The following is a 25,732-nucleotide window of genomic DNA, read 5'->3' as shown; positions in this document are numbered from 1 at the left end:
GCATTGCCGTTGATCACCCCTTCACTAGCGCAGGCGAGCATTGCGATATTTCCGATTCCTGCGCGATGACCGACGCATCTTGCTCATTCGCGGAGAAATCCGCTTTCGAAGCGAAAGCGCGCCGCGCGCCAAGCCTTTGCTTTGCCTGCCTTTTACCTCTTTTAACCGCGCGGCCTCTGGACTTCGTCATCGCCGCTTGTGACAAATTCGCAGATCGGCGTGGCAGCGGCCGGGGCTGCAACTCACCACCGGATGGAATGATCGCTCGCTTGCGATATGGGGCCGGGATTCGCCGCAACTTGCGGAGGTCGTGATGGCACTCGTGACGCATGGAGATGATAAATACAAGAACAGCGAGAAGCTCGCGGCGGCGAGCGATTGGCCGGGACTGAGCATCGAGCATCGCAGGTTCGAGGCGGGACGCCAGGCAACGCCCGTCCCCATCTGCACCGAAATCGTCATGGTGCTGTCAGGTGGCGGCATGGTGTGCCGGATCGGCAATGGTGAAGTCCAGAAAAGTCTCGCGCGGCCGGGCATGAGCTACCTCGTGCCTGTGGGGACGCAGGAGAGCCATCTCGAACTGTCGGATCGGATGGAATGCCTTCATCTCTATCTGCCGCCGGCGCTGCTGGACCAGAGTGCGCTCGCGGATTTCGATATCGATCCGGCGAAAGTCGAGATCGCCTACGCGCACGGTCTGACGGACCAGGTGCTGTTCCACATCTGCTCGCCGCTTCGCGATCTGCTTCATCGCCCGCGCCAGCCGACCGATGCGTTTTTCGTGGAGGGAATCCAGGTTGCGCTCGCAGCGCACCTTCTGGGGAACTATACGATCGACCGCTGGCGCGCGCCCGACAAGTCGCCGTCGCTCGACTCGCGGCGCCTCCAGCGCGTGCTGGACTATATCGAGGCTTCTCTCGGCAGCGATATCAGGCTCGAAGATCTGGCGGCCCAGGCCTGCCTCAGTCCCTATCATTTCTCCCGGCTGTTTCGCGAAGCGACCGGGTTGTCACCGCACCGTTATGTGACCGATCGCCGCGTCCAGGCTGCGCGGCACGAACTCGCACGCGACCGCTTGTCGCTGGTCGAAATCGCGCTGGCGTTCGGCTTCGGCTCGCAGGCCAATTTCACGCGCGTGTTCCGCAAGGCCGCAAGCCTCACGCCGGGGCAATATCGCGAATTGTGCTGCGGCCAGGCTGACGTGAAAGCCGATCGTGCCAATACGGCATTCCGCAGGGATTGTGCATGATCCCGCAGGATTCGGAAATACTGCCCAGCCTGCATCGGGCAGTGCTGGTGTGCCGACCAGATCCGCAAGGGGATATATCGACATGATCGAACTCACGGTGAACGGGATCAAGCGCCAGGTCGACGTCGTTCCCGAGATGCCTCTGCTCTGGGTGCTGCGCGACGAGCTCGGCATCACCAGTGCCAAATACGGCTGCGGGGTCGCGCAATGCGGGGCCTGCACCGTTCACATCGACGGCAAGGCGGTGCGGTCCTGTCAGTCGCATATCGGCGAGGTCGCGGGCAAATCGGTCGTCACGCTGGAAGGCCTGGACAACAAGGACCAGCACCCGGTCCTGCAGGCCTGGATCGAGCATCAGGTGCCGCAATGCGGCTACTGCCAGACCGGACAGATCATGCAGGCGATCTCGCTTCTTGCGCGGATCTCCAAGCCGACCGACGAGCAGATCAATCAGGTGATGTCCGGTAATCTCTGCCGCTGCGGCACCTATCCGCGCATCCGCGCGGCGATCCATGCGGCGGCGGCCAAGAAGATTGCGGAGAAGTGAGATGGGCCACATGCAGACCCTTTCGCGTCGGGCTTTCGTTTTCGGCTCCGCTACCGTCGCCGGCGGCATTGCCTTTGGTGCCTATAGTCCTGCCGAAGCGGCCGCGCCGAGCGCCGATGGCAATCCGCTGGCCGCGGGCCTCGCCCCGAACTCGGTGACCTTCAATCCCTGGGTCGAGATCAGCCCGGATAAGATCACGCTGATCGCACAGCACGCCGACATCGGCCAGGGCGTCGGCTCCGTGCAGCCGATCATGATCGCCGAGGAGATGGACCTCGATCCCGGCCAGTTCGAGATCCGCTTCGCTGGTCCCAGTCCCGCCTATTTCAACACGGGCTTCGCCGACGAGTTCGCGCCGTTCGTGGCCGCGGACCAGAGCCCGGCCGCCGAGGAAGCGCGTGCCAAGACGCTCGAATGGTTGCGACAAGCCGGCTTGCAAATGACGGGTGGATCGAGCTCGATTCCGGACACCTATCAAAAGCTGCGTGTTGCCGGCGCGGTGGCACGCGAGACGCTGAAGGCCGCTGCGGCCAAGCGCGCGGGCGTGGCCATGGCCGACCTCCGCACCCAGTCCGGCCATGTGATCCTGCCCGATGGCAAGAAGATCGCCTATGTCGATCTCGCCGCGGACGCTTCAAAAATTCCGCCGGTGCTCGATGCACAGCCGCGCGACCCGTCCAAATGGCGCATGCTCGGCAAGCCGATGATGCGGCTCGACGTCCGCTCGAAAGTGATGGGCGAGTTGAAGTTCGGCATCGATATGAAAATGGACGGCATGCTCTATGCCTCCGTCAAGCTGAACCCCAACAAGGGGCAGCCGCTGAAATCCTACGATGCCGGCAAGGCGCACGCGATGCCGGGGGTCAAGAAGATCCTCGAAATCAAGAATGGCGTCGCGGTGATCGCGACGAACAGCTGGTACGCCATGAACGCGGTCGACGCCATCGCTTGCGAGTGGGCACCCTCGGCCTATCCCGCCGAGCAGGCCGACCATTGGAAGGTGCTGGAATCCTCGTTCAAGCCGGAATTCCTTGGCAAGGAGTGGAAGAAGATCGGCGATATTGAAACCGGGCTGAAGACGGGCACGCGCGTCGAGGCCGAGTATCGCGCTCCTTACGTGGCGCATCAGCCGCTCGAGCCGCTCAACGGGATCGGTCTCGTCACCGATAAGGGCATGGAGATCTGGGTCGGCCATCAGAGCCCTCGCTTCGTGCAGTATGTCGCGGCGACGGCGATCGGCCTCAAGCCGGAGCAGGTCACTTTCCACAATCAGTGGACTGGCGGAAGCTTTGGCCACCGTCTCGAATACGAGAACGTCCGCGTTCTCGCCGAGATCGCCAATCAGATGAAGGGAACGCCGATCAAGCTCGTGTTCTCGCGCGAGGAGGATTTCCTCCAGGACATTCCGCGGCAGATTGCGATCGCCCGGCACACAGGGACCGTCGACAAGGGCAAGATCGTCGCGGCCGACCTGCAACTGGCCTCGACCACTCCGCTCAAAGGGCTGCTCGAGCGTTCGGGCACGCCGTCGAAGGATCCCGACGGGCAATTGGCCGCCGGCCTGTGGAACGTCTATTACGACATCCCCAATTTCCGCGCCACGAGCTACGAGGCGCAGGGGCTTTCGCCGAGCACGACGTGGCGGTCGGTCGGCGCCTCGACATCGGGCTTCTTCACCGAAAGCTTCATCGACGAGCTGATCCATGCCGCCGGCCTCGATCCGATGAAGGCGCGCATCGCGATGTGCACTGTGCCGACCTATCGCAAGGTGCTGGAGACGGTCGCGGAGATGTCGGACTGGAAGGGACCGCTCGGTAACGGCAGAGGGCGGGGCGTCGCGTTCGTTGAATCCTTCGGAACGCCGGTGGCCGAAGTCGTCGAAGTGACGAAGACCGATCGTGGCATCAGGATCGACAAGGTCTGGGTCGCGGTTGACGTCGGCAAGGTCGTCGATCCCGTCAATTTCGAGAACCAGGTGCAGGGCGGCGTCGTCTGGGGGCTCGGCCACGCCATCAATTGCGAGCTCACCTACGCCAAGGGCGCGGTGCAGCAGACCAACTACAACCACCACGAAGCGATGCGGATCTACCAATGTCCGGTCATCGAGGTGCGCGGGCTCGAGAACGATCCGAAAGTGCGAGGCGTCGGAGAGCCGCCGGTTCCTCCCGCCGCGCCCGCGCTCGCCAACGCGATCTTCGCTGCGACCGGACTGCGGATCCGCGAAATGCCCTTCAACAAGTTCATCGATTTCGTGTGAGGATCAGCAATGAAGACGTCTCTGATTGCGCTCGTCCTCGCCGCGTCCACGATCGCGGCTCTCACCGGAATTGTCGCGGCCAAGGACGAAGGTGCCAAGGAAGGTGCCAGGGATGTGCTGCCGGCGGGCAGCGTCAGCCGCGCCGAGGGGCTTTTGGCCTGGAAGCGCATCGAGGCGGTGGTGACGCATCCGCGCTGCGCCAATTGCCATGTCGATGCCAAGGCGATCCCGATCTGGACGCCGGCAGGGGAAACCAAACCGCGCGTCCATGGCATGAACATCCATGGCGGCGAGAGCCGGATCGGTGCGGAGGCGATCCCGTGCTCGACCTGCCACATGACCTCGACCCAGGCGAACGAGCCGGCACCGTCGCCGCCGCGCGCCGGCATCGACTGGCAGCTCGCGCCGGTCGCCTTCATCTGGTTCGGCAAGAGCGGGGCCGAGATCTGCGCGCAGCTGAAGGATCCCACGCGCAATGGCGGGCGCGATGCCGCAGGTCTCCTCGATCACCTGCGGCACGATGCGTCATTGAACGGCTTCATTCCCCGCGGCTGGTCGCCCGGCGCAGGCCGCTCCACGCCACCGGGCACCTTCGAGGATCACGTCAAGGACATGGCGCTGTGGGGCGCCGCGGGGCAGCCCTGTCCGGAGTGAGGCGTCTCCGCGTCGCGTCAACGTGATCCCAATGGTTGGGACAGCATCCCGACAGCAAAGTTGTTGGTCGGCCAGCAATGGTGCTCTGGCCGCCTGAATGCAAGGCCTTATCCAAAGGAGAAACCCATGACCCAACATGTCCTCTTCATCGTCACCAACGCAGCCGTGCTCGGTCCGCATAATCGCAAGGTCGGCTTCTTTTTCGCCGAGGTCGCCCATCCTTTCGAGGTGCTCGACAAGGCCGGGGTCGCGGTGGAGTTCGCGTCCCCGGCCGGGGGATGGACGCCTTACGATGCGTACGACGAGAAAGATCCCGCTCAGAAGGATTTCCTCGCGAGTAAAGCCTTTCGTCGCCTAAATCACAGTCGCAAATTGTCCGAGGTGGATGCCGCCGATTACGACGCCATTCTGGTGCCCGGCGGTCTCGGGCCCATGGTGGACATCCAGCGCAACGCAGCGGTCCAGAATGCCATCGTGCGCGCCTGGAGCACTGGCAAGCTCGTCAGCGCTGTCTGTCACGGGCCGTGCGCGCTGCTTGGCGTTGACCTTGGTGACGGCAGCCCTTTCGTGCGCGGCAAGAAGCTCACGTCCTTCTCAAAGAAGGAAGAGTACGATTACGCCCGCGAGGATGTGCCTTACGAGCTCGAGGACGCGTTAAGGGCAGAGGGCGCCGAGTACTCGTCTGTCGCCAACTGGCAGCCTCACGTCGTCGTCGACGGCCGGCTCATCACGGGGCAGAACCCCGCTTCGGCCGGACTGCTGGGAAAAGAGTTGCTCTCCGCCCTCAAGCGACAGGACCGGTGACGCGAACATCTGAAATCTCGGAGTGAACGCAATTCGCGAGGGGGCTCGGCATCTCCCAAGCCGCGCCTGCCCTCGCATCAGGAGCTGTCGAATGACGCAATCGCCATCCAAGATCACCGCTATCCTGGTTGCTCGCCCGGGCAAGTCCGCTGAACTCAGGGCACTGCTTGCCGGCATGGCACCGCACTCCAGGGCCGAACCTGGCAACTTGCACTGGGATGTCTGGCGCGACATATCGAATGAAGATCGCTACGTTCTCGACGAGCTGTATCGGGACGTTGCGGCCGTGGAAGCTCACCGAACCACGCCGCATTACCAGGCCTACCTGGCCAAAATTCCCGAGCTGGCTGATCGGACGGCGGTGGTCTTGGAAGCGGTCGAGGTTGGGGGCCGGTGAACGGCGTCAGCAACCTATTTGCAGTTTTTGCAGATCGTCAGCTTTCGCTTCAACGCCTCATCCTCCGGATCGAACGAGTCCGGGTCCGTGGAGCCGCTCCTTGCCCCGCGTGACCGGGCCGGCGGCGACACCTGACCGTGGGTGTCGTTGTCCTCAGTGCCGACGCTGAAGCCATCGTAGTCGGCGGCGGGATTGGGCGATGCCGGAAAACCGCCAATCACGGGCTTCGAAGCCTCTCCGCCGGGCGCGGCCACCAAGGCAGGATCGCGCTTGGGCCGGGAATTCCTGGCGCTTGCTGGCGGTGGCGATGCCTGCTGCTGCGACCCTTGGGGCGGCGACGCTTGCGGCGGAGCAAGCGAAACCGGCGGTGCGGTCTGTGCTTTCGCGCCGTCCTGCGGCCAGAGGCCGACAAACGCGAGGCTGACAGCCAGAACCATCGTGCGTCTCATCGGCATCCTCAAACAACCTTGGTTCAATGATCGAGAGCATGACGGCTCGCGTCATGCCGTGCTGAAGAATATCAGCACCCAAATGGCTGCCAAAGGTGACGGAAATGGGGAGTTTGCTTCGCTCTACCCGGCGGGCTCCGACGAGCGTGCAGGGGGCGTCGCGTCAGGCCACAGCGGCCGTTACTTTATCGCCGAGCTGACCGAGTTGAACTTGTTGTTGAGGAGCGCGCTGCCGGTGTTGTTGACGATGGTGACGATCGCGAGCGCGATGCCGGCGGCGATCAGGCAATACTCGATGGCGGTGGCACCATGTTCATCGGCAAGAAATGACCTGAGCAAAGTCATCGTCAACTCCTGTTCATCCGTCCAACGTAGGCTGGCGCCGTTTTCGGAATGGTAAATTGATTCACTAACTTTCGGGGCGCGTGCGCGCGCAAAAGGGCAGGCGGGATGCTTCCTGCCTGCGGCCATATACGTGCCATTCGTTGACTTAAGGTTTCCTCACCGGCTTTGGCTGGATTTGACGCTGTCTCCGTTCAGGACGCGATCGACCGCCCTGGCGCGGCCTTGCCGGAGCGTTTCAGCACCGCTGCAAGGCGCCCGACCAGATAGCTCATGACGCGCGGCTGCAACTGCGCGGCGCCGCCGGTGAGGCGCTCGTCCTCGGCCGTGTCGTTGACGAGGCCGATGTAGTTCTTTCTGGCGTCCTGCTGCGGCACGGGTGCAACCCCCGGGTTCAATCGACGATGCGACCATGCGCTGAGCAGCGGGAATCGAAGGTTAATTTTGTCTTCCGTAGGATTACGTGGCGTCGTCCGAGAGCAGGCGAAAACCACAATGCGGGCTTAACGGATTGTTGAGGCTGTTCGCGAGACGGGTCACGAGGAACGCGAGCGCAGCATCCTGCACGCGACACAGCGCCTAGCTGCGGCCGGCGTCCGCGTTCAGCGCCCGCAACATCGCGATGCGCGCGAACATCATCCATCCGCCGCCGGTCTCGGCCGCATGGATCAGCGTCTCGATCGCGGTCTGCCAATGAGGGGCGTGCTGCGCGTCCTCGGGCAGCCGCATGATGTGATCGGCCGCCTCCTGCAGCGTCCGCAGCTTGCGCCCGCCGCGCAAGGCAATGGGATCGTCGAACGCCGCCGACCAGGGCATGTCAGGCCGGCCGATCGGCGAGGGGAGAGATCACTGCGCGATGCGACGGTGTGATGCCGCTAGCCGGCCTTCTTCGCGCGCGCCGGCGCGCGCACCGGCTTGTCGGCCTTCCTCGCAGGCTCCTTCGCCGTCTTCGCAGCAGCGTCCTTGCCGCCCTTGCCTGATATCGGCAGCAGCATCTCGCGCTGGCCCTCGACGCGCTTCTTCGGCTTCTTGCCCTTGACCGCCTCCTTGGCGGCCTTCGCCGCGGGAGCTGTATCCTTCTCGTTCGCGATGCTCTTTTTCAGCGCGTCCATCAGGCTGATGACGTTGCCGCTGGTCTTTGGCGTGGCCTTTGCGGCGATGGGCATGCCGCTGCGCTTCTTGTTGATGAGGTCGATCAGCGCGCTCTCGTAATGGTCCTCGAACAGCTCGGGCTCGAACGCGCCGGACTTCTTTTCGACGATGTGCTTGGCAAGGTCGAGCATGTCCTTGGTCAGCTTCACGTCCTGGATGTCGTCGAAATATTCGGTCTCGCTGCGGACCTCGTAGGGATAGCGCAGCAGCGTGCCCATCAGGCCGCTCTCGAGCGGCTCCAGCGCGATGATGTGCTCGCGGTTGGTCAGCACCACGCGGCCGATCGCGACCTTGTCCATGCTGCGGATGGTCTCGCGGATCACCGCATAGGCGTCGTGGCCGACCTTTCCGTCGGGCACGAGATAATAGGGGCGGATCAGATAGCGGTTGTCGATGTCGGCCTTCGGCACGAACTCGTCGATGTCGATCGTGTGCGTGGAATCGAGCGCGATGTCGTCGAGCTCGTCCTTGGTGACCTCGATATAGGTATCGGTGTCGACCTTGTAGCCCTTGACGATGTCCTCGGAGGTCACCTCGTCACCGGTCTCGGCGTCGACCTTCAGATACTTGATCCGGTGGCCTGTCTTGCGGTTGATCTGGTTGAACGAGACCTTCTCGGTATCCGAAGTGGCCGGATACAGCGCGACCGGGCAGGTCACGAGCGACAGACGCAGAAAACCCTTCCAATTGGCGCGGGGGGCCATGGGCTACTCCAAACGCAACGGGGACAGCAGACAAGGATACCATCGGGGAACACCGAATCATAGCAAGGCACGACGCGGAATCTTGCAACTGCGTTAACCGGCTGCTGAGCGCGCGGTTGCTGCCTCAGTCCGCGGCAAAAGCCGGAACATCATATCGGATCGGGCGTTGGCTCCGGACACGGGGCTGCGACATGGTCGCCGGCCATCGGAGGCGACATCCAGAGATTGAGGGCATCATGGCAACCACGCGAGAGCAGAACCGGATCGTCGAAACTCCGACCGAGGCCCGCCAGGGCGAGCCCGGACCTTCGGTGGCCGCGCTGCTCGCCATCTCGACCGGACTGGCGATCCTGATCCTCGCCGTCGTCTGGTTCGTGTTCTTCCGGACCTGACGGCCGACGTCGAGGCGTTCAGACCCTTCCGACTCGCCGCGCAAAGCGGCACATTGCGCTCGCCATGCCCCGGCTCATCCGGTGGCCCGGCGGGCGCAGTCGCGTCGGCGCGTTGTTAGTATATGACTAAAAAGTAACGCAGGCAGTTCCCCGCGTTCATATTCAGTTCACGCCGGAATTGCTCATCTCTGGCGCAGTTGATGCGGCCAATCTCTGGAGAGAAACGTGCGCCTGCTCGTTGTTGAGGACGACCCCGATCTCAATCGCCAGCTCACCAAGGCGCTGACCGACGCCGGCTACGTCGTCGATCGCGCCTTCGACGGAGAGGAGGGGCATTATCTCGGCGACAACGAGCCCTACGACGCCGTCGTGCTCGACATCGGCCTGCCGAAGAAAGACGGCATCTCGGTGCTGGAGGCATGGCGCCGCAACGGCCGCACCATGCCGGTGCTGATCCTCACAGCGCGCGACCGCTGGAGCGACAAGGTCCAGGGCTTCGATGCCGGCGCCGACGATTATGTCGCAAAGCCGTTCCATCTGGAGGAGGTGTTGGCGCGCATCCGCGCCCTGCTGCGCCGCTCCACCGGCCACGCCCAGAGTGAGCTCTCTTGCGGCCCCGTCACGCTCGACACCAGGACCGGCCGGGTCAGCGTATCGGGCAACCCGGTCAAGATGACCTCGCACGAATATCGGCTTCTGGCCTATCTGATGCATCATTCCGGGCGCGTCGTCTCCCGCACCGAGCTCGTCGAGCATCTCTACGACCAGGATTTCGACCGCGACTCCAACACCATCGAGGTCTTCGTCGGCCGCATCCGCAAGAAGCTCGACGTCGACATCATCCAGACCGTCCGCGGGCTCGGCTATCTCCTGACCCCGCCGGCCGCCTGAGGCCCTCTCGGGCTTGACGGGCAGCCCGAACAGGGGCCTTGGTCCGGTCATGACGTTCGACGCCCTGACATCCTGCGCCTGCCGGGACCGTTCCGATGGCCGCTAGCTCACTTGCCAACCGGCTGTTCCTGTCGGCGACGGCGTGGCTCGTGGTGATCCTGGCCATCACCGGCGTCGTGCTGTCGTCGGTCTACAAGAACGCCACCGAGCGCGCCTTCGACCGCCGGCTCAATCTCTATCTGCGCACCCTCATCGCCGAGGTCGCGACGCCCGACGAGCCGCCGGACCGCCAGTTCCAGTCGCTGGGCGAGCCCTTGTTCGAGCTGCCGCTGTCCGGCTGGTACTGGCAGATCACGCGCACCGACACCGAGAAGCCGGAGGTGCGCTCCTCGCGCTCGCTGTGGGACAAGAAGCTGCCGAAGCTGGAGGAGCAGGGCGCCGAGCTCACCGCCGCCGGCATTCGCCTCGCCTACGTCGACGGGCCCGAGGGGCAGAATCTGCGCATGGTGGAGCGGCCGGTCGATCTCGGTGCCGACGGCAAATTCCTCGTCAGCGTCGCCGGCGACGATACCGAGATTTTCGACGAGACACGCAGCTTCGACTACTATCTCGGCGGCACATTCACCGCGCTCGGCATCGTGCTGCTGCTGACAACGGTGTTCCAGGTCCGCTTTGGCCTCGCGCCGCTCAAGCGCATCTCGGAATCGATCGCCGACATCCGGTCCGGGCGGGCGGAGCGGCTCGAAGGCGAATTCCCGGTCGAGATCGCGCCGCTGGCGCGCGAGACCAACGCGCTGATCGAAGCCAATCGCGAGATCGTCGAGCGTGCACGCACCCATGTCGGCAATCTCGCCCACGCGATCAAGACGCCGCTCTCGGTCATCGTCAACGAGGCCGGCGCCCACGCCGCCGAGCCGTTCGCGGCCAAGGTGATGGAGCAGGCCGACGTGATGCGCGACCAGGTCGCCCATCACCTGGAGCGCGCCCGTATCGCGGCGCGGGTTTCGGTGGTCGCGACCGTGACGGAGGTTGCGCCTGCGATCGAGGCGCTGCGGCGGACCATGGAGAAGATCCACCGCGACCGCGGCATCTTGGTCGAGGCCAAGGCCGATCCGTCGGCGAAGTTTCGCGGCGAGCGGCAGGATCTGGAGGAGATGGTCGGCAATCTCGTCGACAATGCCTGCAAATGGGCGGCCTCCCGGGTCTTCATCGAGGTCCTGGTGGAGACGGCGCGTCAGGCGGACACCGGCCCCCGGCTGCGGATCCTCGTCGACGATGACGGCCGCGGCCTTTCGGAGGCCGAGCGCGCCCAGGTCTCCCGGCGCGGGCAGCGGCTGGACGAGTCCAAGCCCGGCTCGGGACTTGGTCTGTCCATCGTGACCGACCTTGCCGCGCTCTATGGCGGCAGCCTGTCCCTCAGTGGCGCGCCGATCGGGGGCCTGCGCGCCGAGCTGGTCCTCCCAGGAATATAATCCCTTGTTCCCACGGGAGTTTTCGGCTTGAGGACGACCAATTCGCAGAGCCAAAGGGAGCATTCGCGCCAACGTCCTCAACCGCTTCTTAAGGCGCAGCCTCCTATGATCGCGCCCGGACGCATCCCACGTCCGCCATTTTACCGTGCATTACCGGGCGCATGAGCCAGACATCGATCGAGCGGCTGAGGGAATATCTCGCGCAGCTCCCGCCGCAGTCGCAGGCGCTGCTGATGCGGGAGTTCGAGCGCGCGCTCGAGCGCGGCCAGGACACGGCCGTGGCGACCCTCGTGCTGGAGCAGCTGCGCAAGATCGTGCGCAAGAGCGAAGCCGACGAAGCCCCACTGCCGCGCACCGATGATTTGTCGCGGCTGCTGTTCCAGGCGCTGGAACCGTTCCTGGTCGAGGCGGGCGCTCCGATTCGGGTCGGCCAGATCCGTCGCGCCTCGCTGCATCCGATCTGGCAATGGCTCGGCCGCGACGGCGCGCCGGACAAGGTCAACGAATTCGAGGCGGCGCTGGCGCGCATGCCGGCCGAGGCGGGAGGGCAGGTCGAGGCGCTCGCGCACAAGCTCCAGGCCGTGGCCGCCGATGCCATCTTCGAGCTGACGGGTCCGGGCGGCGGCGACAAATCGCGCGCGCTCGCCCGTGTCGGCCCGCCCAATGTGATCGAGGATCTCTATTCGATCGGGGCGGTGCTCCAGGTCCGGGAGGCCATCGCCACCCTGAACGAGAAGCTGCCGCGCTTCCTGCGCGCCTTCGGCGAGCCCCAGATCGCCTCGGTGACGGCGGCGCTCAACATTCCCGTGCTCCAGACGCCGCAGATGCTGCCCTTCGCCCTCTCGATGGTGGCGCAGCGGATGACCGCGCCCTGGCAGATCATCCGCCTCGCCATCAAGATGGCCGCGTCCGACGACGAGATCCGCGTCGCGGCGACGCCTTATGGTGTCGCGGTCACGATGGCCCTGCACGATCTGTCCTGCGTCGCCGCGATCCTGCGCATGGACATCAAGCGCGGCCATTTCGACAACGTTGCCGACAATCTCAAGGCGCTGCATGACGGCGTGCGCGGGCTGCGCACCGAGCTCGACCTGCGCAACGATTCGACTTGGGGCAAGCAGCTGACCTCGATCCGGGCCGACATCTCCAATGCGCTGCAATCGGAGATCGACAGTGTTCCGGGCCGGGTCCGCCGCATCCTGCGCCAGCGGCCCGAGAAGGACATCCCGCCGGGGGCGCGGATCGACAGCACCGAGGTCGAGGAAACGGCGGCGCTGATCGATTTCGTCGCGACCTGCCGCAACTATGCCAGCGAGCTTGCGATCAACGAGGTGACGCTGCGCACCTATTCCGACCTCCAGCAATATGTCGAGCGCTCGACCGAGCAGCTTGTGCAATCGCTGCGCGCCGCCGATCACAAGGTCCGTACCTACCGCCAGCAGCAGGTGCAGGCCGCAATTCGCTTCTGCCAAGTGCTGTTCGGCGATGACTACGCCTCGCTGATGAGCCGCGCCGCGGAGAATGCAGCTACTGGCGAGCGCAAATCGTCGCGCGCAAGCTGATCCAAGCGCATATTTTTGTGATCACAATTTGTGGTTGACGCTGCCGGTGGCGAGCCCTACGGTCGCCGTGCAAGTTTTGAAATTTCTATCTGTGGGCGCATGAAACCCGTCATCAGCTCCATCGAGATCGAGAACCGCGTCATTGTTGCCAAATATCAACGGCTGATGGTCGGGGCGAAGGTGGTGCTGGTCGAGAAGGCAAGCGGGCGGCAGCTGCCTGAGACGGTCACCAGGGTTGCATCGCCCGTTCCCGTCGGGGCGCTGCGCATCAGATTGCCTGACGCCATCGAGCCGGGAACATACTTCCTGAGGGCCTTCGACGGGCACGGCGAGAACGCCGCGCAGAGCGCGGACTTCGAGATCGGCTAAGCCGTTGGATTTCCACCGTTTCGGGACTGCGTGCGCTCGCGCCAAATTGACAATTGTCAATTGCCGCATCGTCCGGCCGTGGTGTAAAGCCAGCTATGGGCGCGGGTGGCGCGCTGCCGGAAGCTTGCCTGATGACGCTATGGTTCGTGTTCGCGCTGATGACGGTCGCGGCGATTTTCGCCGTGCTCCTTCCGCTCGGCCGCAGCGGACGCGCGCAGGATCAGGGCAGCCAAAACCAGGGTAGCGAGGTCGCGGTCTACAAGGACCAGCTGGCCGAGGTCGAGCGTGATCTCGCCGCGGGGCTGATCGCCGCGCCCGAAGCCGAAGCCGCGCGCATCGAGATCAGCCGCCGGCTGCTGGCCGCGGCCGGCAGCGAGCCGGCATTGGCGCCGAAATCGAACCTCAAATGGCGCCGCGCGGCGGCCGTACTGGCGCTGGCCGGGCTGCCGCTGGTTGCGATCGGCGTCTACATGCCGCTCGGCTCGCCGCTGTTGCGCGACTTTCCGCTGGCGCAGCGGGAGCGCGGGACGGGCTCGGGCATGGCGCAGTCGCTCGAGAACCTCGTCGTGCAGGTCGAGCAACATCTGGAAAAGAATCCGACCGACGGCCGCGGTTGGAACGTGCTCGCGCCGGTGCTGGAGCGGCTCGGCCGCTTCGACGATGCGGTGCGCGCCTATCGCAACTCGATCACCTACAACGGCGAGAGCGCGGAGCGAAGGTCCGACCTCGGCGAAGCGATCGCGGCTGCCGCGAGTGGCGTGGTGACTGCGGAGGCAAAGAGCGAGTTCGAGCGCGCGCATGCGCTCAACGCCGACGATCCCAAGGCGAACTACTTCCTCGGCCTTGCCGCCGAGCAGGACGGCCGCAAGGACGATGCCGCCAACATCTGGCGCGCGCTGCTGGCGAAAGCGCCCGCGGATGCGCCGTGGCGTCCCCTGGTGCAAACCTCGCTGGCGCGGGTCGGCGGCGGCAGCACGATGCCGACGCTGTCGGACGAGACGATCGCAGCGTCGAAGGACATGAACGAGGGCGATCGCAACGCGATGATCCGCGGCATGGTCGAGCGTCTCGCCACGCGCCTCAAGCAGAACGGCGACGACGTCGAGGGCTGGCTGCGCCTGGTGCGCGCCTATCTCGTGATGGGCGACCGCGACAAGGCGAAGGGCGCCTCGACCGACGCGCGGCAGGCCGTCGCCAACGACGCCGAGCGGCTGCGCCAGCTCAACGAGGGCCTCAAGACGCTCGGGCTCGACGGATGACGATAGTGGGACGAGACGGGAGAACGGACACGCCATGACCCGCAAGCAGCGACGCATGACTATCATCGGCGGCTCGCTCGCCGTGCTCGCGCTCGCGGCCGCGCTGGTGCTCAATGCACTGCGCGACTCCATCGTGTTCTTCTCGACCCCGACCATGGTCGCCGAGAAGCACGTCGCGCCGGGCAAGCGGTTTCGCCTCGGCGGCCTGGTGCAGCCCGGCTCGCTCCAGCGCGGCGATAATCTCGCGGTGACCTTCGAGGTCGCCGACGGCAGCGCCAAGCTGCCGGTCGCCTACAAGGGCATCCTGCCCGATTTGTTCCGCGAAGGGCAGGGCGTCGTTGCCGAGGGCGCGCTCGACGCCAGCGGCGTGTTCAAGGCCGACACCGTGCTCGCCAAGCATGACGAGACCTACATGCCCAAGGACGTCGCCGATGCCCTGAAGAAGCAGGGCCACTGGAAGGATGATTACGGCGCGCAAGCGTCTGGCGGCGGCAAGCCTGCCGCGACGACGGCGCAGGGCAACCCGCAGGGAGCGGTGCGGTGATCGCGGAGTCAGGACATTACGCGCTGGTGCTGGCGCTCGGCCTCGCGCTGATCCAGTCCATCGTGCCGCTGATCGGCGCGCGCCTGCGCGATGCCGCGCTGATGAACGTGGCGCGTTCCACCGCGCTCGCGCAGCTGCTGTTCGTCGGCGCCTCGTTCATCGCGCTCGTGATGCTGCACGTGACGTCGGATTTCTCCGTCGCCAACGTCTACGAGAATTCCCACTCGATGAAGCCGCTGCTCTACAAGATCACCGGCGTGTGGGGAAACCATGAAGGTTCGATGCTGCTGTGGGTGTCGATCCTGGCGCTGTTCGGCGGCCTCGTCGCGGCCTTCGGCAACAATCTGCCGCTGTCTTTGCGTGCTCATGTGCTGGCCGTGCAGGCCTGGATCGCCAGCGCCTTCTATCTCTTCATCCTAATGACCTCGAACCCGTTCCTGCGCATCGTCAGTCCGCCGATCGAGGGACGCGATCTCAATCCGGTGCTGCAGGACATCGGTCTCGCCGTGCATCCGCCGATGCTCTATCTCGGCTATGTCGGCTTCTCGATCTCGTTCTCGTTCGCCATTGCGGCGCTGATGGAAGGACGGATCGACGCAGCCTGGGCGCGCTGGGTGCGTCCGTGGACGCTGGTCGCCTGGATCTTCCTGACGCTCGGCATCGCGATGGGATCCTACTGGGCCTATTACGAGCTCGGCTGGGGCGGCTGGTGGTTTTGGGATCCGGTCGAGAACGCCTCGCTGATGCCGTGGCTCGCCGGCACCGCGCTGCTGCATTCGGCGCTGGTGATGGAGAAGCGCAACGCGCTGAAGGTCTGGACCATCCTTCTGTCGATCCTGACCTTCTCGCTGTCGCTGCTCGGCACCTTCCTGGTGCGCTCGGGCGTCATCACCTCCGTGCACGCCTTCGCCACCGATCCGACCCGCGGCGTGTTCATCCTCTTGATCCTCTGCCTGTTCATCGGCGGCAGCCTGTCGCTGTTCGCAGTCCGCGCGACCTCGTTGAAGCAGGGCGGGCTGTTCGCGCCGATCTCGCGCGAGGGCGCGCTGGTGCTGAACAATCTGCTACTCAGCGTGGCCTGCGCGGTCGTACTGTTCGGCACGCTCTATCCGCTGGCGATGGAAGCGCTCGACCTCAAGATTTCGGTCGGCGCGCCCTTCTACAATCTCACCTTCGTCCCGCTATTCGCGCTGCTGCTGCTTGCCGTGCCGTTCGGGCCGATGCTGGCGTGGAAGCGCGGCGATCTGCTCGGCGTGACGCAGCGTCTGCTCGCGGCTGGTGTTGCCGGCCTCGTCGCTGTCGCCATCGCCTGGGGTTGGGCGAGCGGCGGCGCGACGCTGGCGCCGCTCGCGATCGGGCTCGGCATCTTCGTCATCGCCGGCGCCGTCACCGACCTCGTCGAGAGGACCGGTCTTGTGCGGTTGCCGTTCGCAACGGCGCTGCATCGCGCGCGCGGCCTGCCGCGCTCGGCCTGGGGCACGGCCTTCGCGCATGCCGGCCTCGGCGTAGCGCTGATCGGGATCGTTTGCGAGACCACCTGGAACAGCGAATATATCGCGACGATGAAGCAGAACGACGTCGCCCATGTCGCGGGCTACGATCTCAAGCTCGACGGCCTGTTTTCGCGCCAGGGACCGAACTACCGCGAGATGATCGCCGAGTTCAACGTCAGCCGCGACGGCGAGACGATCAGCGTCATGACGCCGTCGAAGCGCAGCTTTACCACGCGCGGCTCCTCGACCACCGAGGCGGCGTTGCTGACGCGCGGCGCGAGCCAGCTCTACGTCTCGCTCGGCGACGCCACCGCCGAGGGCGCAATCGCCGTACGCATCTATCACAAGCCGCTGGTGCTGCTGATCTGGTGGGGACCGGTGCTGATGGCGTTCGGCGGCGTGCTGTCGCTGTCCGATCGTCGCCTGCGGGTCGGCGCGCCGAAGCCGGCGCGGGCCAAGCAGCGCCTCCAGCCCGCGGAGTGATTGTGATGCGCCGGATGATGGCCGCGTTCGTCGCCTTGATGCTGCTGGCCGTGCCGGCGGCGCATGCCGTTCAGCCCGACGAGATCATGTCGGATCCCGCGAAGGAGGCCCGCGCGCGCGAATTGTCGCGCGAGCTGCGCTGCATGGTCTGTCAGAACCAGTCGATCGACGATTCCGAGGCGCCGCTCGCGCGCGACCTGCGTCTTCTGGTCCGCGAGCGTATCGCGGCCGGCGACAGCAATTCGCAGGTGCTCGATTTTCTCGTCGCGCGCTACGGCGAGTTCGTACTGCTCAAGCCGCGCTTCGAGCGGCAGACCATGCTGCTCTGGTTGCTCGCGCCGCTGCTGCTGATCGGCGGCGGCCTCGCGCTATGGCTGCAAATCCGCCGGCGCGCGAAAAGCGGTGCGGATCTACCAGCTCCGCCGCTCACGCCCGAGGAGGAGGCGCGGCTAGCGGCCTTGATGTCGGACGAGGCGAAATCGTCCTGAGGCGCGTCCGGGCGAGCTGGAAAAACGCCCGGAACAACTCGCTTTCGGCTCGTCCGGGAACCGCCGTTAAGTTCCTAAAGAACCACGACTTTCGGCCTGCGATAAACTGCCGCATCCGGCTCGCCCCTCCATTACAAAAGTTTAACCCCGCCGCCAGCGCACGGTAAGGCGGAAGTCCCCATCTTCAGGTCCGTAAAGGTGCCGACATCCGGCACCAGATGGATTTCAAGGCCCTGGAGATCTCTGCATGAACGACCGTATCGACCTCTCGAACCTTCCGTCCTACCGGCAGTCGCGCCGGTCGGTGTTTTCCGCGCGCAAGATCGCGCTGATGGCCTCGGTCGTCGCCGGCCTCGGCGCTGCCGTTTACGGCTTCAGCCCGTCGGTGTCGCCCGCCGACCTGTTCTCCAGCCCGGCGCATGCGCAGGTCAACAACGAGGTCCGGAAGGTCGAGCGTCCGGTCGGCTTCGCCGACATCGTCGAGCGCGTGAAGCCCTCGGTGATCTCGGTGAAGGTCAACATCAAGGAGAAGACCGCGAGCAACGATGATGGCGACGACGCACAGTCGCCGTTCCAGCCGGGCTCGCCGATGGAGCGTTTCTTCCGCCGCTTCGGCGGTCCGGACGGCGTTCCCGGTCTGAAGGGTGGCGGCCGTGGCCGCGTCGTCCAGGGCCAGGGCTCCGGCTTCTTCATCTCGGCTGACGGCTATGCCGTGACCAACAACCACGTCGTCGACGGCGCCGACAAGGTCGAGGTCACGACCGATGACGGCAAGACCTACACCGCCAAGGTGATCGGCACCGACCAGCGCACCGACCTCGCTCTGATCAAGGTCGAGGGCGGCTCCAACTTCCCGTTCGCCAAGCTTGCCGACAGCAAGCCGCGGATCGGCGACTGGGTGCTGGCGGTCGGCAATCCCTTCGGTCTCGGCGGCACCGTGACCGCCGGCATCGTCTCGGCCAGCGGCCGCGACATCGGCAACGGCCCCTATGACGATTTCATCCAGATCGACGCGCCCGTGAACAAGGGCAATTCCGGCGGTCCGGCGTTCGACACCAACGGCGAGGTGATGGGCGTCAACACCGCGATCTACTCGCCCTCCGGCGGCAGCGTCGGCATCGCGTTCTCGATTCCCGCCAACACCGTGAAGAGCGTGGTGGCCCAGCTCAAGGACAAGGGCTCGGTCAGCCGCGGCTGGATCGGCGTGCAGATCCAGCCGGTGACCTCCGACATCGCGGACAGCCTCGGCATGAAGAAGGCCGAAGGCGCGCTGGTGGCCGAGCCGCAGGCGAACGGTCCGGCGGCCAAGGCCGGCATCGAATCCGGCGACGTCATCACCGCGGTCAACGGCGAGTCCGTCAAGGATGCCCGTGAGCTTGCCCGCACCATCGGCGGCATGGCGCCCGGCGCGACCGTGAAGCTCAACGTGCTGCACAAGGGCCAGGACAAGGTCGTGAACCTCACGCTCGGCCAGTTGCCGAACACGGTCGAGGCCAAGGCCGACATTGACAATGACAGCGGCAAGGGCGCGACCAAGGGTACCGACGTGCCCAAGCTCGGCATGACCGTCGCCCCCGCCAACTCCGTGGCCGGCGCCGGCAAGGAAGGCGTCGTCGTCACCGAAGTCGACCCGAAGAGCGCCGCGGCCGAACGCGGCTTCAAGGAAGGCGACGTGATCCTCGAGGTCGGCGGCAAGAGCGTGGCCACCGCCGGCGAAGTCCGCGACGCCATCAACGCGGCGCGGACCGACAACAAGAACAGCGTCCTGATGCGCGTGAAGAGCGGCGGCCAGTCGCGCTTCGTCGCCGTGCCCATCGCCAAGGGCTGAGACCTCAGGAGGCTTACGAGATGAAGGGTGTCGTCGGCATCGGTCGCCCCCGCCGCCGGCGCCCTTCGGGGGAGCAGCGCAACGTTTGCTTCCCCTGTCTACCTTCCGGTGGAATTACGCCCCCCTCCGTCGGAAGGCCTAGGGCGGTGAAGTCCCCCCAGCTTCACCGCCCGCCTTTTTCTCGGTTCGAGACCGTCCCACTCGGCTTGCATGCGATTGCCGCTCGCGCCATGTTTAGAGAAGGTTGACCTCCTTGACCGCCGCCGAACGCACGATGCGCCTCCTCATCATCGAAGACGACCGCGAATCCGCCGATTACCTCGTGAAGGCGTTTCGCGAAGTCGGACATATTGCCGATCACGCCGCCGACGGCGAGGAAGGCCTCGCCATGGCCGAGAACGGCGATTACGACGTGCTGGTGGTCGATCGCATGCTGCCCAAGCGCGACGGCCTGTCGGTGATCGGCGCGCTGCGCGACAAGGACAACACCACGCCGGTCTTGATTCTCTCCGCGCTCGGACAGGTCGACGACCGCATCAAGGGCCTGCGCGCCGGCGGCGACGACTACCTGCCGAAGCCCTATTCATTCGCCGAGCTGCTGGCCCGGGTCGAGGTGCTGTCGCGCCGCCGCGGCGGACCTGCCGAGGACACGCTCTATCGTGTCGGCGATCTCGAGCTCGACCGGCTGTCCCACCGCGTCGCCCGCGGCAAGGACGAGCTGACGCTCCAGCCGCGCGAGTTCCGGCTGCTCGAATATCTGATGAAGCATGCCGGCCAGGTGGTGACGCGCACCATGCTGCTGGAGAACGTCTGGGACTATCATTTCGATCCGCAGACCAACGTGATCGACGTGCACATCTCGCGGTTGCGCTCCAAGATCGACAAGGGTTTTGAGCGGCCGCTGCTGCACACGATCCGCGGCGCCGGATACATGATCCGTGACGGCATTCGGTAAACTCATCCGCACCACGGCGTTCCGGCTGACGCTGGTCTATCTGCTGCTGTTCGCGATGTTCGCGGCCTCGCTGCTCGGCTATTTCGCCTGGAACACGCGGCGGCTGATCACCGAAGAGATCACGCAGACGGTGAATGCCGAGACCTCGGAGATCAACGAGATCTACGGCCGTCGCGGCCTGTTCTACGTCGCGCGTGCAATCGAGTACCGGGCGTTGCGGCCTGGCGCCAATCTCTACCTCGTAACCTCGCCCACCGGCCAGGCGATCGCCGGCAATGTCGGCTCGCTGGCGCCGGGTGTGATGGCGACCATCGGCTGGTCCGAGACCGCCTACCGGCGGATCGAGGACGCCGATGACCGCGATCATCGCGCGCTGGTGCGCGTCACCGAGCTGGAAAACGGCTTCCGGCTTCTGATCGGCCGCGATCTCGCCGAGCGGCGGCGCCTGTTCGGCATCGTCGCCAAGGCCGCGCAATGGTCGATCCTGATCGTGGTCGTGCTCGGCCTCGGCGGCGGCATTTTCGTCGCGCGCCGCGTGCTCACCCGCATCGACGCCATGACCGGCACGGCCCAGCGCATCATGACCGGCGATCTCGGCGGGCGCCTGCCGGTCGGACGCAGCGGCGACGAGCTCGATCGCCTCGCCGAAAACCTCAACGCGATGCTGGAGCGGATCGAGGCGTTGATGGCAGGGCTGAAGGAAGTCTCCGACAACATCGCCCACGACCTCAAGACGCCGCTGACGCGCATGCGCAATCGCGCTGAGGAGGCGCTGGCGAAATCGGGCTGCGAGGCCGATTACCGCGCCGCGCTGGAGCGGACCATCGAGGAATCCGACGGGCTGATCCGCACCTTCAACGCGCTGCTGATGATCGCGCGCGCCGAGTCCGGCCAGGCGCGCGGCAACATGGATGATTTCGACGCGGCCGAAGTCGCCGGCGGCATCCACGAGCTCTACGAGCCGCTGGCCGAGGACGACGGCATGACCCTGAAGGTGAAGGCCGATCCGACGCCGGTTCACGGCAACCGCGAACTGATCAGTCAGGCGCTCGCCAATCTGGTCGAGAACGCGATCAAATATGGCAAGCCGGTCGCGCAGGCGGCGGGAACCGTGGTCAGCATGGATTCTCGGCAGATCACGATCGAGGCGAAGCGCGAGGGCGACCAGGTGCTGCTCAGCGTCACCGATCGCGGCCCCGGCATCCCCGAGGCTGACCGCAAGCATGTCGTCGAGCGATTCGTGCGGCTGGAGGCCAGCCGCACGCTGCCGGGCTCCGGCCTCGGCCTCAGCCTCGCCGCCGCGGTTGCGACGCTGCATGGCGGCGAATTGCGGCTGGGCGATGCCAATCCCGGCCTCGTCGCCACGCTGGTGCTGCCGTCGCGCGCGGGCGCAGGCGACAGGGTTGCCCCTCCGCTGCCGGATGTGCCACAGAAGGTGGCATGAACCACTCCGCGCCGGGAAACGCGGACAAGACTGGCGTGAGCCTCGCGACCCGCTTCGCGGAGGCTCCCCATATTGCCGCTTCCGCAACCGACGAACGACGTTTTGAGAGCTGGCTGGCGGAACTTGAGCCGGCACAATCGGCCCGTATCGAGGGCTTGCTGAGCCATCCCTTCGCGCGGGATATCCTGGCCGGCATCGCGGAATTCTCGCCCTATCTGTTCGATCTGGTGCGCGCCGATGCACCGCGCCTGATCCGCCTGCTCGGATGCGATCCGGATGCGCATCTTCCCGCGCTGATCGCGGAGGCGAGGGGCGCAGTGCTCGCGGCGGGCGACGAAGCCGAGGTGATGCGTCTGCTCCGCCGCATGAAGGCGGAAGCGGCTCTGCTGACCGCGCTGTGCGACATCGGCGGGGTCTGGCCGGTGATGCGGGTGACGGCGGCGCTGACCGACGTCGCGGTGTCCTCGGTGCAGGCGGCGCTCCAGTACCTGCTGCGGCAGGAAGCCGCACGTGGCAAGCTCTCACCACCCAATCCGGAAGCTCCCGAGGAAGGCTGCGGGCTGATCGTGCTCGCGATGGGCAAGATGGGGGCGGGCGAGCTGAACTATTCCAGCGACATCGATCTCATCGTGTTCTTCGATCCCGAAGCCACGACGCTCGCGCCGGACATCGAGCCGCAGCCGTTCTTCGTCCGCGTGACGCAAGGCATGGCGCGCATCCTTCAGCAGCGCACCTATGACGGCTACGTCTTCCGCGTCGATCTGCGCCTGCGCCCGGATCCGTCCTCGACCCAGGTGGCGATCTCGCGCGACGCCGCGCTGAATTATTACGAGCGGGAAGGGCGCACCTGGGAGCGCGCCGCGATGATCAAGGCGCGCGCCTGTGCCGGCGATCCCAAGGCGGGTGAGGCGCTGCTCGCCGAGATCGCACCGTTCGTCTGGCGCAAGCATCTCGACTTCGCCGCGCTTGCCGACGTGCACGACATGAAGCGGCAGATGCAGACCTATCGCGGCCAGAGCGAGATCGCGGTCGAGGGGCACAACGTCAAGGTCGGCCGCGGCGGCATCCGCGAGATCGAGTTCTTCGCGCAGACGCAGCAGCTGATCGCGGGCGGCCGCCATCGCGAATTGCGGGTGCGGCCGACGCTCGCCGCGCTCGACATTCTCGCCTCCAGCAACTGGATCACGTCCGCTGCGCGCGACGAGCTGACCACGGCCTACGAATTCCTGCGCCGGGTCGAGCATCGCCTCCAGATGATCGCCGACGAGCAGACCCATGCGCTGCCCGACGACAAGGAGGCGGTCGACCGTTTTGCGCGCTTCTTCGGCCATCCGGATCGCGAAGCCTTCGCGCGCGACCTGCTACGCCAGCTCGAGATCGTGCAGGGGCATTACGAAAAACTGTTCGAGGGCGACGATCCGACCGGCACCGCAAAGCTGCCGGCGCTCGACTACAGCGCAGGTCCCGATGATCCGCGCCTGCTGCAATATCTGTCCTCGCTCGGCTTCAAGACGCCTGCCGCCGTCGCGCAGACCGTGCGCGACTGGATCACCGGCGATTATCGCGTGTTCCGCAACGATCAGACGCGAGGCGCTTTCGTCGAGTTCGTGCCGGCCCTGATCGAGGGGCTCGCCCATGCCGAGGAGCCGGATCGCGCCGTCGTGGCGTTCGACCAATTCCTCCAGGCGCTCCAGCGCGGCGGCCGGCTGATCACGCTGCTCGGCCAGAACCGCGATCTCGTCGCGCTCGTGGCCCTGGTGCTGGGCGCAGCGCCCCGGCTCGGTGAGATGCTGGCGCGGAAGCCGCAGCTCATGGACGGCCTGATCGATCCGCGTTTCTTCGGCGCCATGCCGGACAAGCAGGAATTGTCGGGACGGCTGGCGGCGACCGTGCAGGACGCCGGCTCATACGAGGAATTCCTCGATCGCCTGCGCCTGTTCGGGCAGGAGAGCCTGTTCCTGATCGGCACGCGCATCCTGTCCGGCACGGTCACGGCGCAGCAGGCGAGCACGGCCTTTGCCGACGTCGCCGAAGGCATCGTCCATACCGTGCACGGGCTCGTCGCCGACCGCTTCGCCGCCCAGCACGGCCGTATCAAGGATCAGGAGACCGCGATCATCGCGATGGGCCGGCTCGGCAGCCGCGAGATGACGGCCTCGTCCGATCTCGACCTGATCCTGCTCTACGATTTCGACAGCGACGATCCGGACTCGGACGGACCGAAGTCGCTCCAGGGCGCGCATTATTTCGCCCGCTTCACCCAACGCCTGATCAGCGCCTTCACGACCCGCACCAATTACGGCGTGCTCTACGAGATCGACATGCGGCTGCGTCCCTCGGGGCGCGCTGGCCCGGTGGCCTCGAGCCTCGTCTCCTTCGCCGACTACCAGGCCAGCGAGGCCTGGACCTGGGAGCATATGGCGCTGACGCGTGCGCGCGTGGTGTCGGCTTCGCGCGAATTCCGCGAGCGGATCGAGCGCGTGATCCGCGATGTCCTGACCCGCCGCCGCGATCCCGTGATCACCGCCAACGATGTCGCCGACATGCGCCACGCCATCGCGCAGGAGAAGGGCGAGAGCGACCATTGGGATCTCAAATATGCCGCCGGTGGCATGGTCGATATCGACTTCATCGCGCAATATCTCCAGCTCGTGCACGCCCACGACAAGCCCGAGATACTCGACGTCAGTACCTTGCAGGTGCTGGACAATGCATGCAGGCTCGGCGTGCTCTCACAATCGGAGACCGAGATCCTGCGCGCCGCGGCGCGGCTCTATCACGATCTGACGCAGATCCTGCGGCTCTGCGTCAGTGACCGATTCAAGCCGGAGACCGCCGGCACCGATCTTCAACGCGTGATGGCGCGCGCCGGCGATGCGCCGGATTTCTCCGCGCTGGAGGCTCGCGTCAAGGAGACGCAGAGCGAGGTGCGGCGCGTGTTCAGGACGCTGCTGGGAGGGACGTCGTCTGCTTCAGCGCGATGATCGCCTCGCGCACGTTTGGCTCGAGCCCGACGCCGCCGCCATCGAGATGAGCGAAGATCGCGCGCTTCATCCGGGGATCCCAGAACTTCTTGATGTGCTCGGCAATCCCCGGCACGGCCTTGTCGTGGCCCTGGCTCTGGAAGAACTTGCCGATCTGGTTGGCCATGTAGACGAGGCGGTCAGGCGACGACATCGATAATCTCCTGGGCACGAAGAGCCGCGATGCGGCTCTGGTGCGTGAACACTTCAAACCCGTCGCTGCGGGCAATCGCAATCAACGTGATGCCGGCAGCCTCCGCGGTGCGCACCGCAAGCGCAGTGGGGGCGGAGACCGCGACCATGACAGGCGCGCCGATGGCGGCCGTCTTCTGCACCATCTCGACCGAGACACGGCTCGTCAGCAGCACCATGCCGGCGCTGGCGTCGGTCCGGCTCCGCGCCAGCGATCCCGCGAGCTTGTCCAGCGCATTGTGGCGGCCGACGTCTTCGCGCAGGGCCGCAATGCCGTTTGCCGGCGACCAGAACGCTGCGGCATGGACCGCGCGGGTCTGCATGTTGATCGATTGCAGGGGAGCGATCGCCTGCATCGCGGTCATGATCTGCTGCGGCGTGAAGATGGTCCCCTGCGGCACCACGGCCGCAGGCCGCACCGCTTCGGCAATCGACTCGATGCCGCAGATGCCGCAGCCGGTCGGGCCCGCGATGTGGCGGCGGCGCTCGCTGATCCGCGCGGCGTCGTCCGACGCCAGCCACATGCGCAGCTCGATGCCGTCGTCGAGGCGAACCACGTCGAGCGACTTGATGTCGTCGACCGACTTGATGATGCCTTCGTCCAGGCTGAAGCCGACGGCAAAATCCTCGAGGTTCTGCGGCGTGCCCATCATGACGGCATAGGTGCCGCCATTATAGGTCAGCGCCAGCGGCGTCTCCTCCGGGATCAGCCGTGCGCCCTCGGACGCGACACCGTCGCGCCAGACCTCGCGGTCGATGGCCTGGACCGGCACGTGCATGCG

The 25,732-nt window shown here is 65.7% G+C and carries 26 protein-coding genes; 19 read left to right on the top strand and 7 right to left on the bottom strand.

Translation table 11 applies throughout. From position 1 onward, the window contains the following. Positions 1-313 precede the first annotated feature (313 nt). The 6 genes from QA642_RS33510 (at position 314) to QA642_RS33485 (ending at position 5,908) form a co-directional block, all read left to right on the top strand. Positions 314-1,249: an AraC family transcriptional regulator gene (locus QA642_RS33510; protein WP_283080701.1), complete on the top strand. Its 936-nt coding sequence runs from the start codon at positions 314-316 to the stop codon at positions 1,247-1,249. Positions 1,250-1,331: 82 nt separating this feature from the next. Continuing rightward, the gene (locus QA642_RS33505; RefSeq protein ID WP_283080700.1) at positions 1,332-1,796 is read left to right on the top strand and encodes a (2Fe-2S)-binding protein; all 465 of its coding nucleotides are present in this window, start codon (positions 1,332-1,334) and stop codon (positions 1,794-1,796) included. 1 nt (position 1,797) lies between these two features. Further along, on the top strand, positions 1,798-4,053 hold the full coding sequence (locus QA642_RS33500; RefSeq protein WP_349253804.1) for a molybdopterin cofactor-binding domain-containing protein: 2,256 nt from the start codon (positions 1,798-1,800) through the stop codon (positions 4,051-4,053). Positions 4,054-4,062: 9 nt separating this feature from the next. Beyond that, positions 4,063-4,707, top strand: a complete 645-nt coding sequence (locus tag QA642_RS33495; RefSeq protein WP_283080698.1) for a hypothetical protein — start codon at positions 4,063-4,065, stop codon at positions 4,705-4,707. A 126-nt stretch (positions 4,708-4,833) separates the two neighbouring features. After that, positions 4,834-5,511 (top strand): type 1 glutamine amidotransferase domain-containing protein, encoded by a 678-nt coding sequence (locus tag QA642_RS33490; protein WP_283080697.1) that lies wholly within the window; start codon positions 4,834-4,836, stop codon positions 5,509-5,511. Between the two features lie 91 nt (positions 5,512-5,602). After that, the gene (locus tag QA642_RS33485; protein WP_283080696.1) at positions 5,603-5,908 is read left to right on the top strand and encodes a putative quinol monooxygenase; all 306 of its coding nucleotides are present in this window, start codon (positions 5,603-5,605) and stop codon (positions 5,906-5,908) included. A 14-nt stretch (positions 5,909-5,922) separates the two neighbouring features. On the opposite strand, the gene QA642_RS33480 is transcribed toward QA642_RS33485, so the two are convergent. The 5 genes from QA642_RS33480 to QA642_RS33460 form a co-directional block, all read right to left on the bottom strand. Continuing rightward, complete coding sequence (locus tag QA642_RS33480; protein WP_283080695.1) at positions 5,923-6,345, bottom strand: hypothetical protein; 423 nt, start codon at positions 6,343-6,345, stop codon at positions 5,923-5,925. A 192-nt stretch (positions 6,346-6,537) separates the two neighbouring features. Continuing rightward, a complete protein-coding gene (locus QA642_RS33475) occupies positions 6,538-6,702 on the bottom strand; it encodes a Flp family type IVb pilin (RefSeq protein WP_283080694.1) in 165 nt (54 codons plus the stop codon). A 191-nt stretch (positions 6,703-6,893) separates the two neighbouring features. Further along, on the bottom strand, positions 6,894-7,076 hold the full coding sequence (locus QA642_RS33470; protein ID WP_283080693.1) for a hypothetical protein: 183 nt from the start codon (positions 7,074-7,076) through the stop codon (positions 6,894-6,896). 202 nt (positions 7,077-7,278) lie between these two features. Further along, entirely contained in the window at positions 7,279-7,515 is a 237-nt protein-coding gene (locus QA642_RS33465; RefSeq protein ID WP_283080692.1) for a hypothetical protein, read from the bottom strand. Between the two features lie 59 nt (positions 7,516-7,574). Then, complete coding sequence (locus tag QA642_RS33460; protein ID WP_283080691.1) at positions 7,575-8,555, bottom strand: Ku protein; 981 nt, start codon at positions 8,553-8,555, stop codon at positions 7,575-7,577. Positions 8,556-8,791: 236 nt separating this feature from the next. Between QA642_RS33460 and QA642_RS33455 the strand changes: the two genes are divergently transcribed. The 13 genes from QA642_RS33455 (at position 8,792) to QA642_RS33395 (ending at position 24,719) form a co-directional block, all read left to right on the top strand. Next, entirely contained in the window at positions 8,792-8,947 is a 156-nt protein-coding gene (locus QA642_RS33455; protein ID WP_162832009.1) for a hypothetical protein, read from the top strand. Between the two features lie 225 nt (positions 8,948-9,172). Further along, a complete protein-coding gene (locus QA642_RS33450) occupies positions 9,173-9,838 on the top strand; it encodes a response regulator transcription factor (RefSeq protein WP_018315821.1) in 666 nt (221 codons plus the stop codon). A gap of 95 nt (positions 9,839-9,933) precedes the next feature. Further along, positions 9,934-11,310 (top strand): sensor histidine kinase, encoded by a 1,377-nt coding sequence (locus QA642_RS33445; protein WP_283080690.1) that lies wholly within the window; start codon positions 9,934-9,936, stop codon positions 11,308-11,310. A 161-nt stretch (positions 11,311-11,471) separates the two neighbouring features. After that, positions 11,472-12,872 (top strand): hypothetical protein, encoded by a 1,401-nt coding sequence (locus QA642_RS33440; protein WP_283080689.1) that lies wholly within the window; start codon positions 11,472-11,474, stop codon positions 12,870-12,872. Between the two features lie 99 nt (positions 12,873-12,971). Beyond that, positions 12,972-13,241: a hypothetical protein gene (locus QA642_RS33435; RefSeq protein WP_283087029.1), complete on the top strand. Its 270-nt coding sequence runs from the start codon at positions 12,972-12,974 to the stop codon at positions 13,239-13,241. A gap of 131 nt (positions 13,242-13,372) precedes the next feature. Continuing rightward, a complete protein-coding gene (ccmI, locus tag QA642_RS33430; protein WP_283080688.1) occupies positions 13,373-14,500 on the top strand; it encodes a c-type cytochrome biogenesis protein CcmI in 1,128 nt (375 codons plus the stop codon). A gap of 34 nt (positions 14,501-14,534) precedes the next feature. Beyond that, a complete protein-coding gene (ccmE, locus tag QA642_RS33425; RefSeq protein ID WP_283080687.1) occupies positions 14,535-15,044 on the top strand; it encodes a cytochrome c maturation protein CcmE in 510 nt (169 codons plus the stop codon). Then, complete coding sequence (locus tag QA642_RS33420) at positions 15,041-17,020, top strand: heme lyase CcmF/NrfE family subunit (RefSeq protein WP_283080686.1); 1,980 nt, start codon at positions 15,041-15,043, stop codon at positions 17,018-17,020. Before ccmE ends, QA642_RS33420 begins: the two co-directional genes overlap by 4 nt. Positions 17,021-17,025: 5 nt before the next feature. Then, positions 17,026-17,508, top strand: coding sequence for a cytochrome c-type biogenesis protein (locus QA642_RS33415; protein WP_283080685.1), 483 nt, complete (start codon positions 17,026-17,028; stop codon positions 17,506-17,508). 247 nt (positions 17,509-17,755) lie between these two features. After that, complete coding sequence (locus tag QA642_RS33410; protein ID WP_283080684.1) at positions 17,756-19,336, top strand: Do family serine endopeptidase; 1,581 nt, start codon at positions 17,756-17,758, stop codon at positions 19,334-19,336. 274 nt (positions 19,337-19,610) lie between these two features. Beyond that, positions 19,611-20,291 carry a response regulator transcription factor gene (locus QA642_RS33405; protein ID WP_283080683.1) on the top strand — a complete coding sequence of 227 codons (681 nt, stop codon included), beginning with the start codon at positions 19,611-19,613 and terminating at the stop codon, positions 20,289-20,291. Continuing rightward, entirely contained in the window at positions 20,275-21,735 is a 1,461-nt protein-coding gene (locus QA642_RS33400; protein ID WP_283080682.1) for an ATP-binding protein, read from the top strand. Before QA642_RS33405 ends, QA642_RS33400 begins: the two co-directional genes overlap by 17 nt. Beyond that, complete coding sequence (locus QA642_RS33395) at positions 21,732-24,719, top strand: bifunctional [glutamine synthetase] adenylyltransferase/[glutamine synthetase]-adenylyl-L-tyrosine phosphorylase (protein WP_283080681.1); 2,988 nt, start codon at positions 21,732-21,734, stop codon at positions 24,717-24,719. Before QA642_RS33400 ends, QA642_RS33395 begins: the two co-directional genes overlap by 4 nt. Here QA642_RS33395 and QA642_RS33390 read toward each other — a convergent pair. Both QA642_RS33390 and fdhD read right to left on the bottom strand, forming a co-directional pair. Then, on the bottom strand, positions 24,676-24,912 hold the full coding sequence (locus QA642_RS33390) for a formate dehydrogenase subunit delta (RefSeq protein ID WP_283080680.1): 237 nt from the start codon (positions 24,910-24,912) through the stop codon (positions 24,676-24,678). The genes QA642_RS33395 and QA642_RS33390 overlap by 44 nt on opposite strands. Further along, positions 24,899-25,729, bottom strand: coding sequence for a formate dehydrogenase accessory sulfurtransferase FdhD (fdhD, locus tag QA642_RS33385; RefSeq protein WP_283080679.1), 831 nt, complete (start codon positions 25,727-25,729; stop codon positions 24,899-24,901). The genes QA642_RS33390 and fdhD overlap by 14 nt, the downstream gene beginning before the upstream one ends. Positions 25,730-25,732 lie beyond the last annotated feature (3 nt).

The sequence above is a fragment of the Bradyrhizobium sp. CB2312 genome (assembly GCF_029714425.1).
Classification (GTDB): Bacteria; Pseudomonadota; Alphaproteobacteria; order Rhizobiales; family Xanthobacteraceae; genus Bradyrhizobium.
This window is presented reverse-complemented; position numbering and strand designations above follow the sequence as displayed.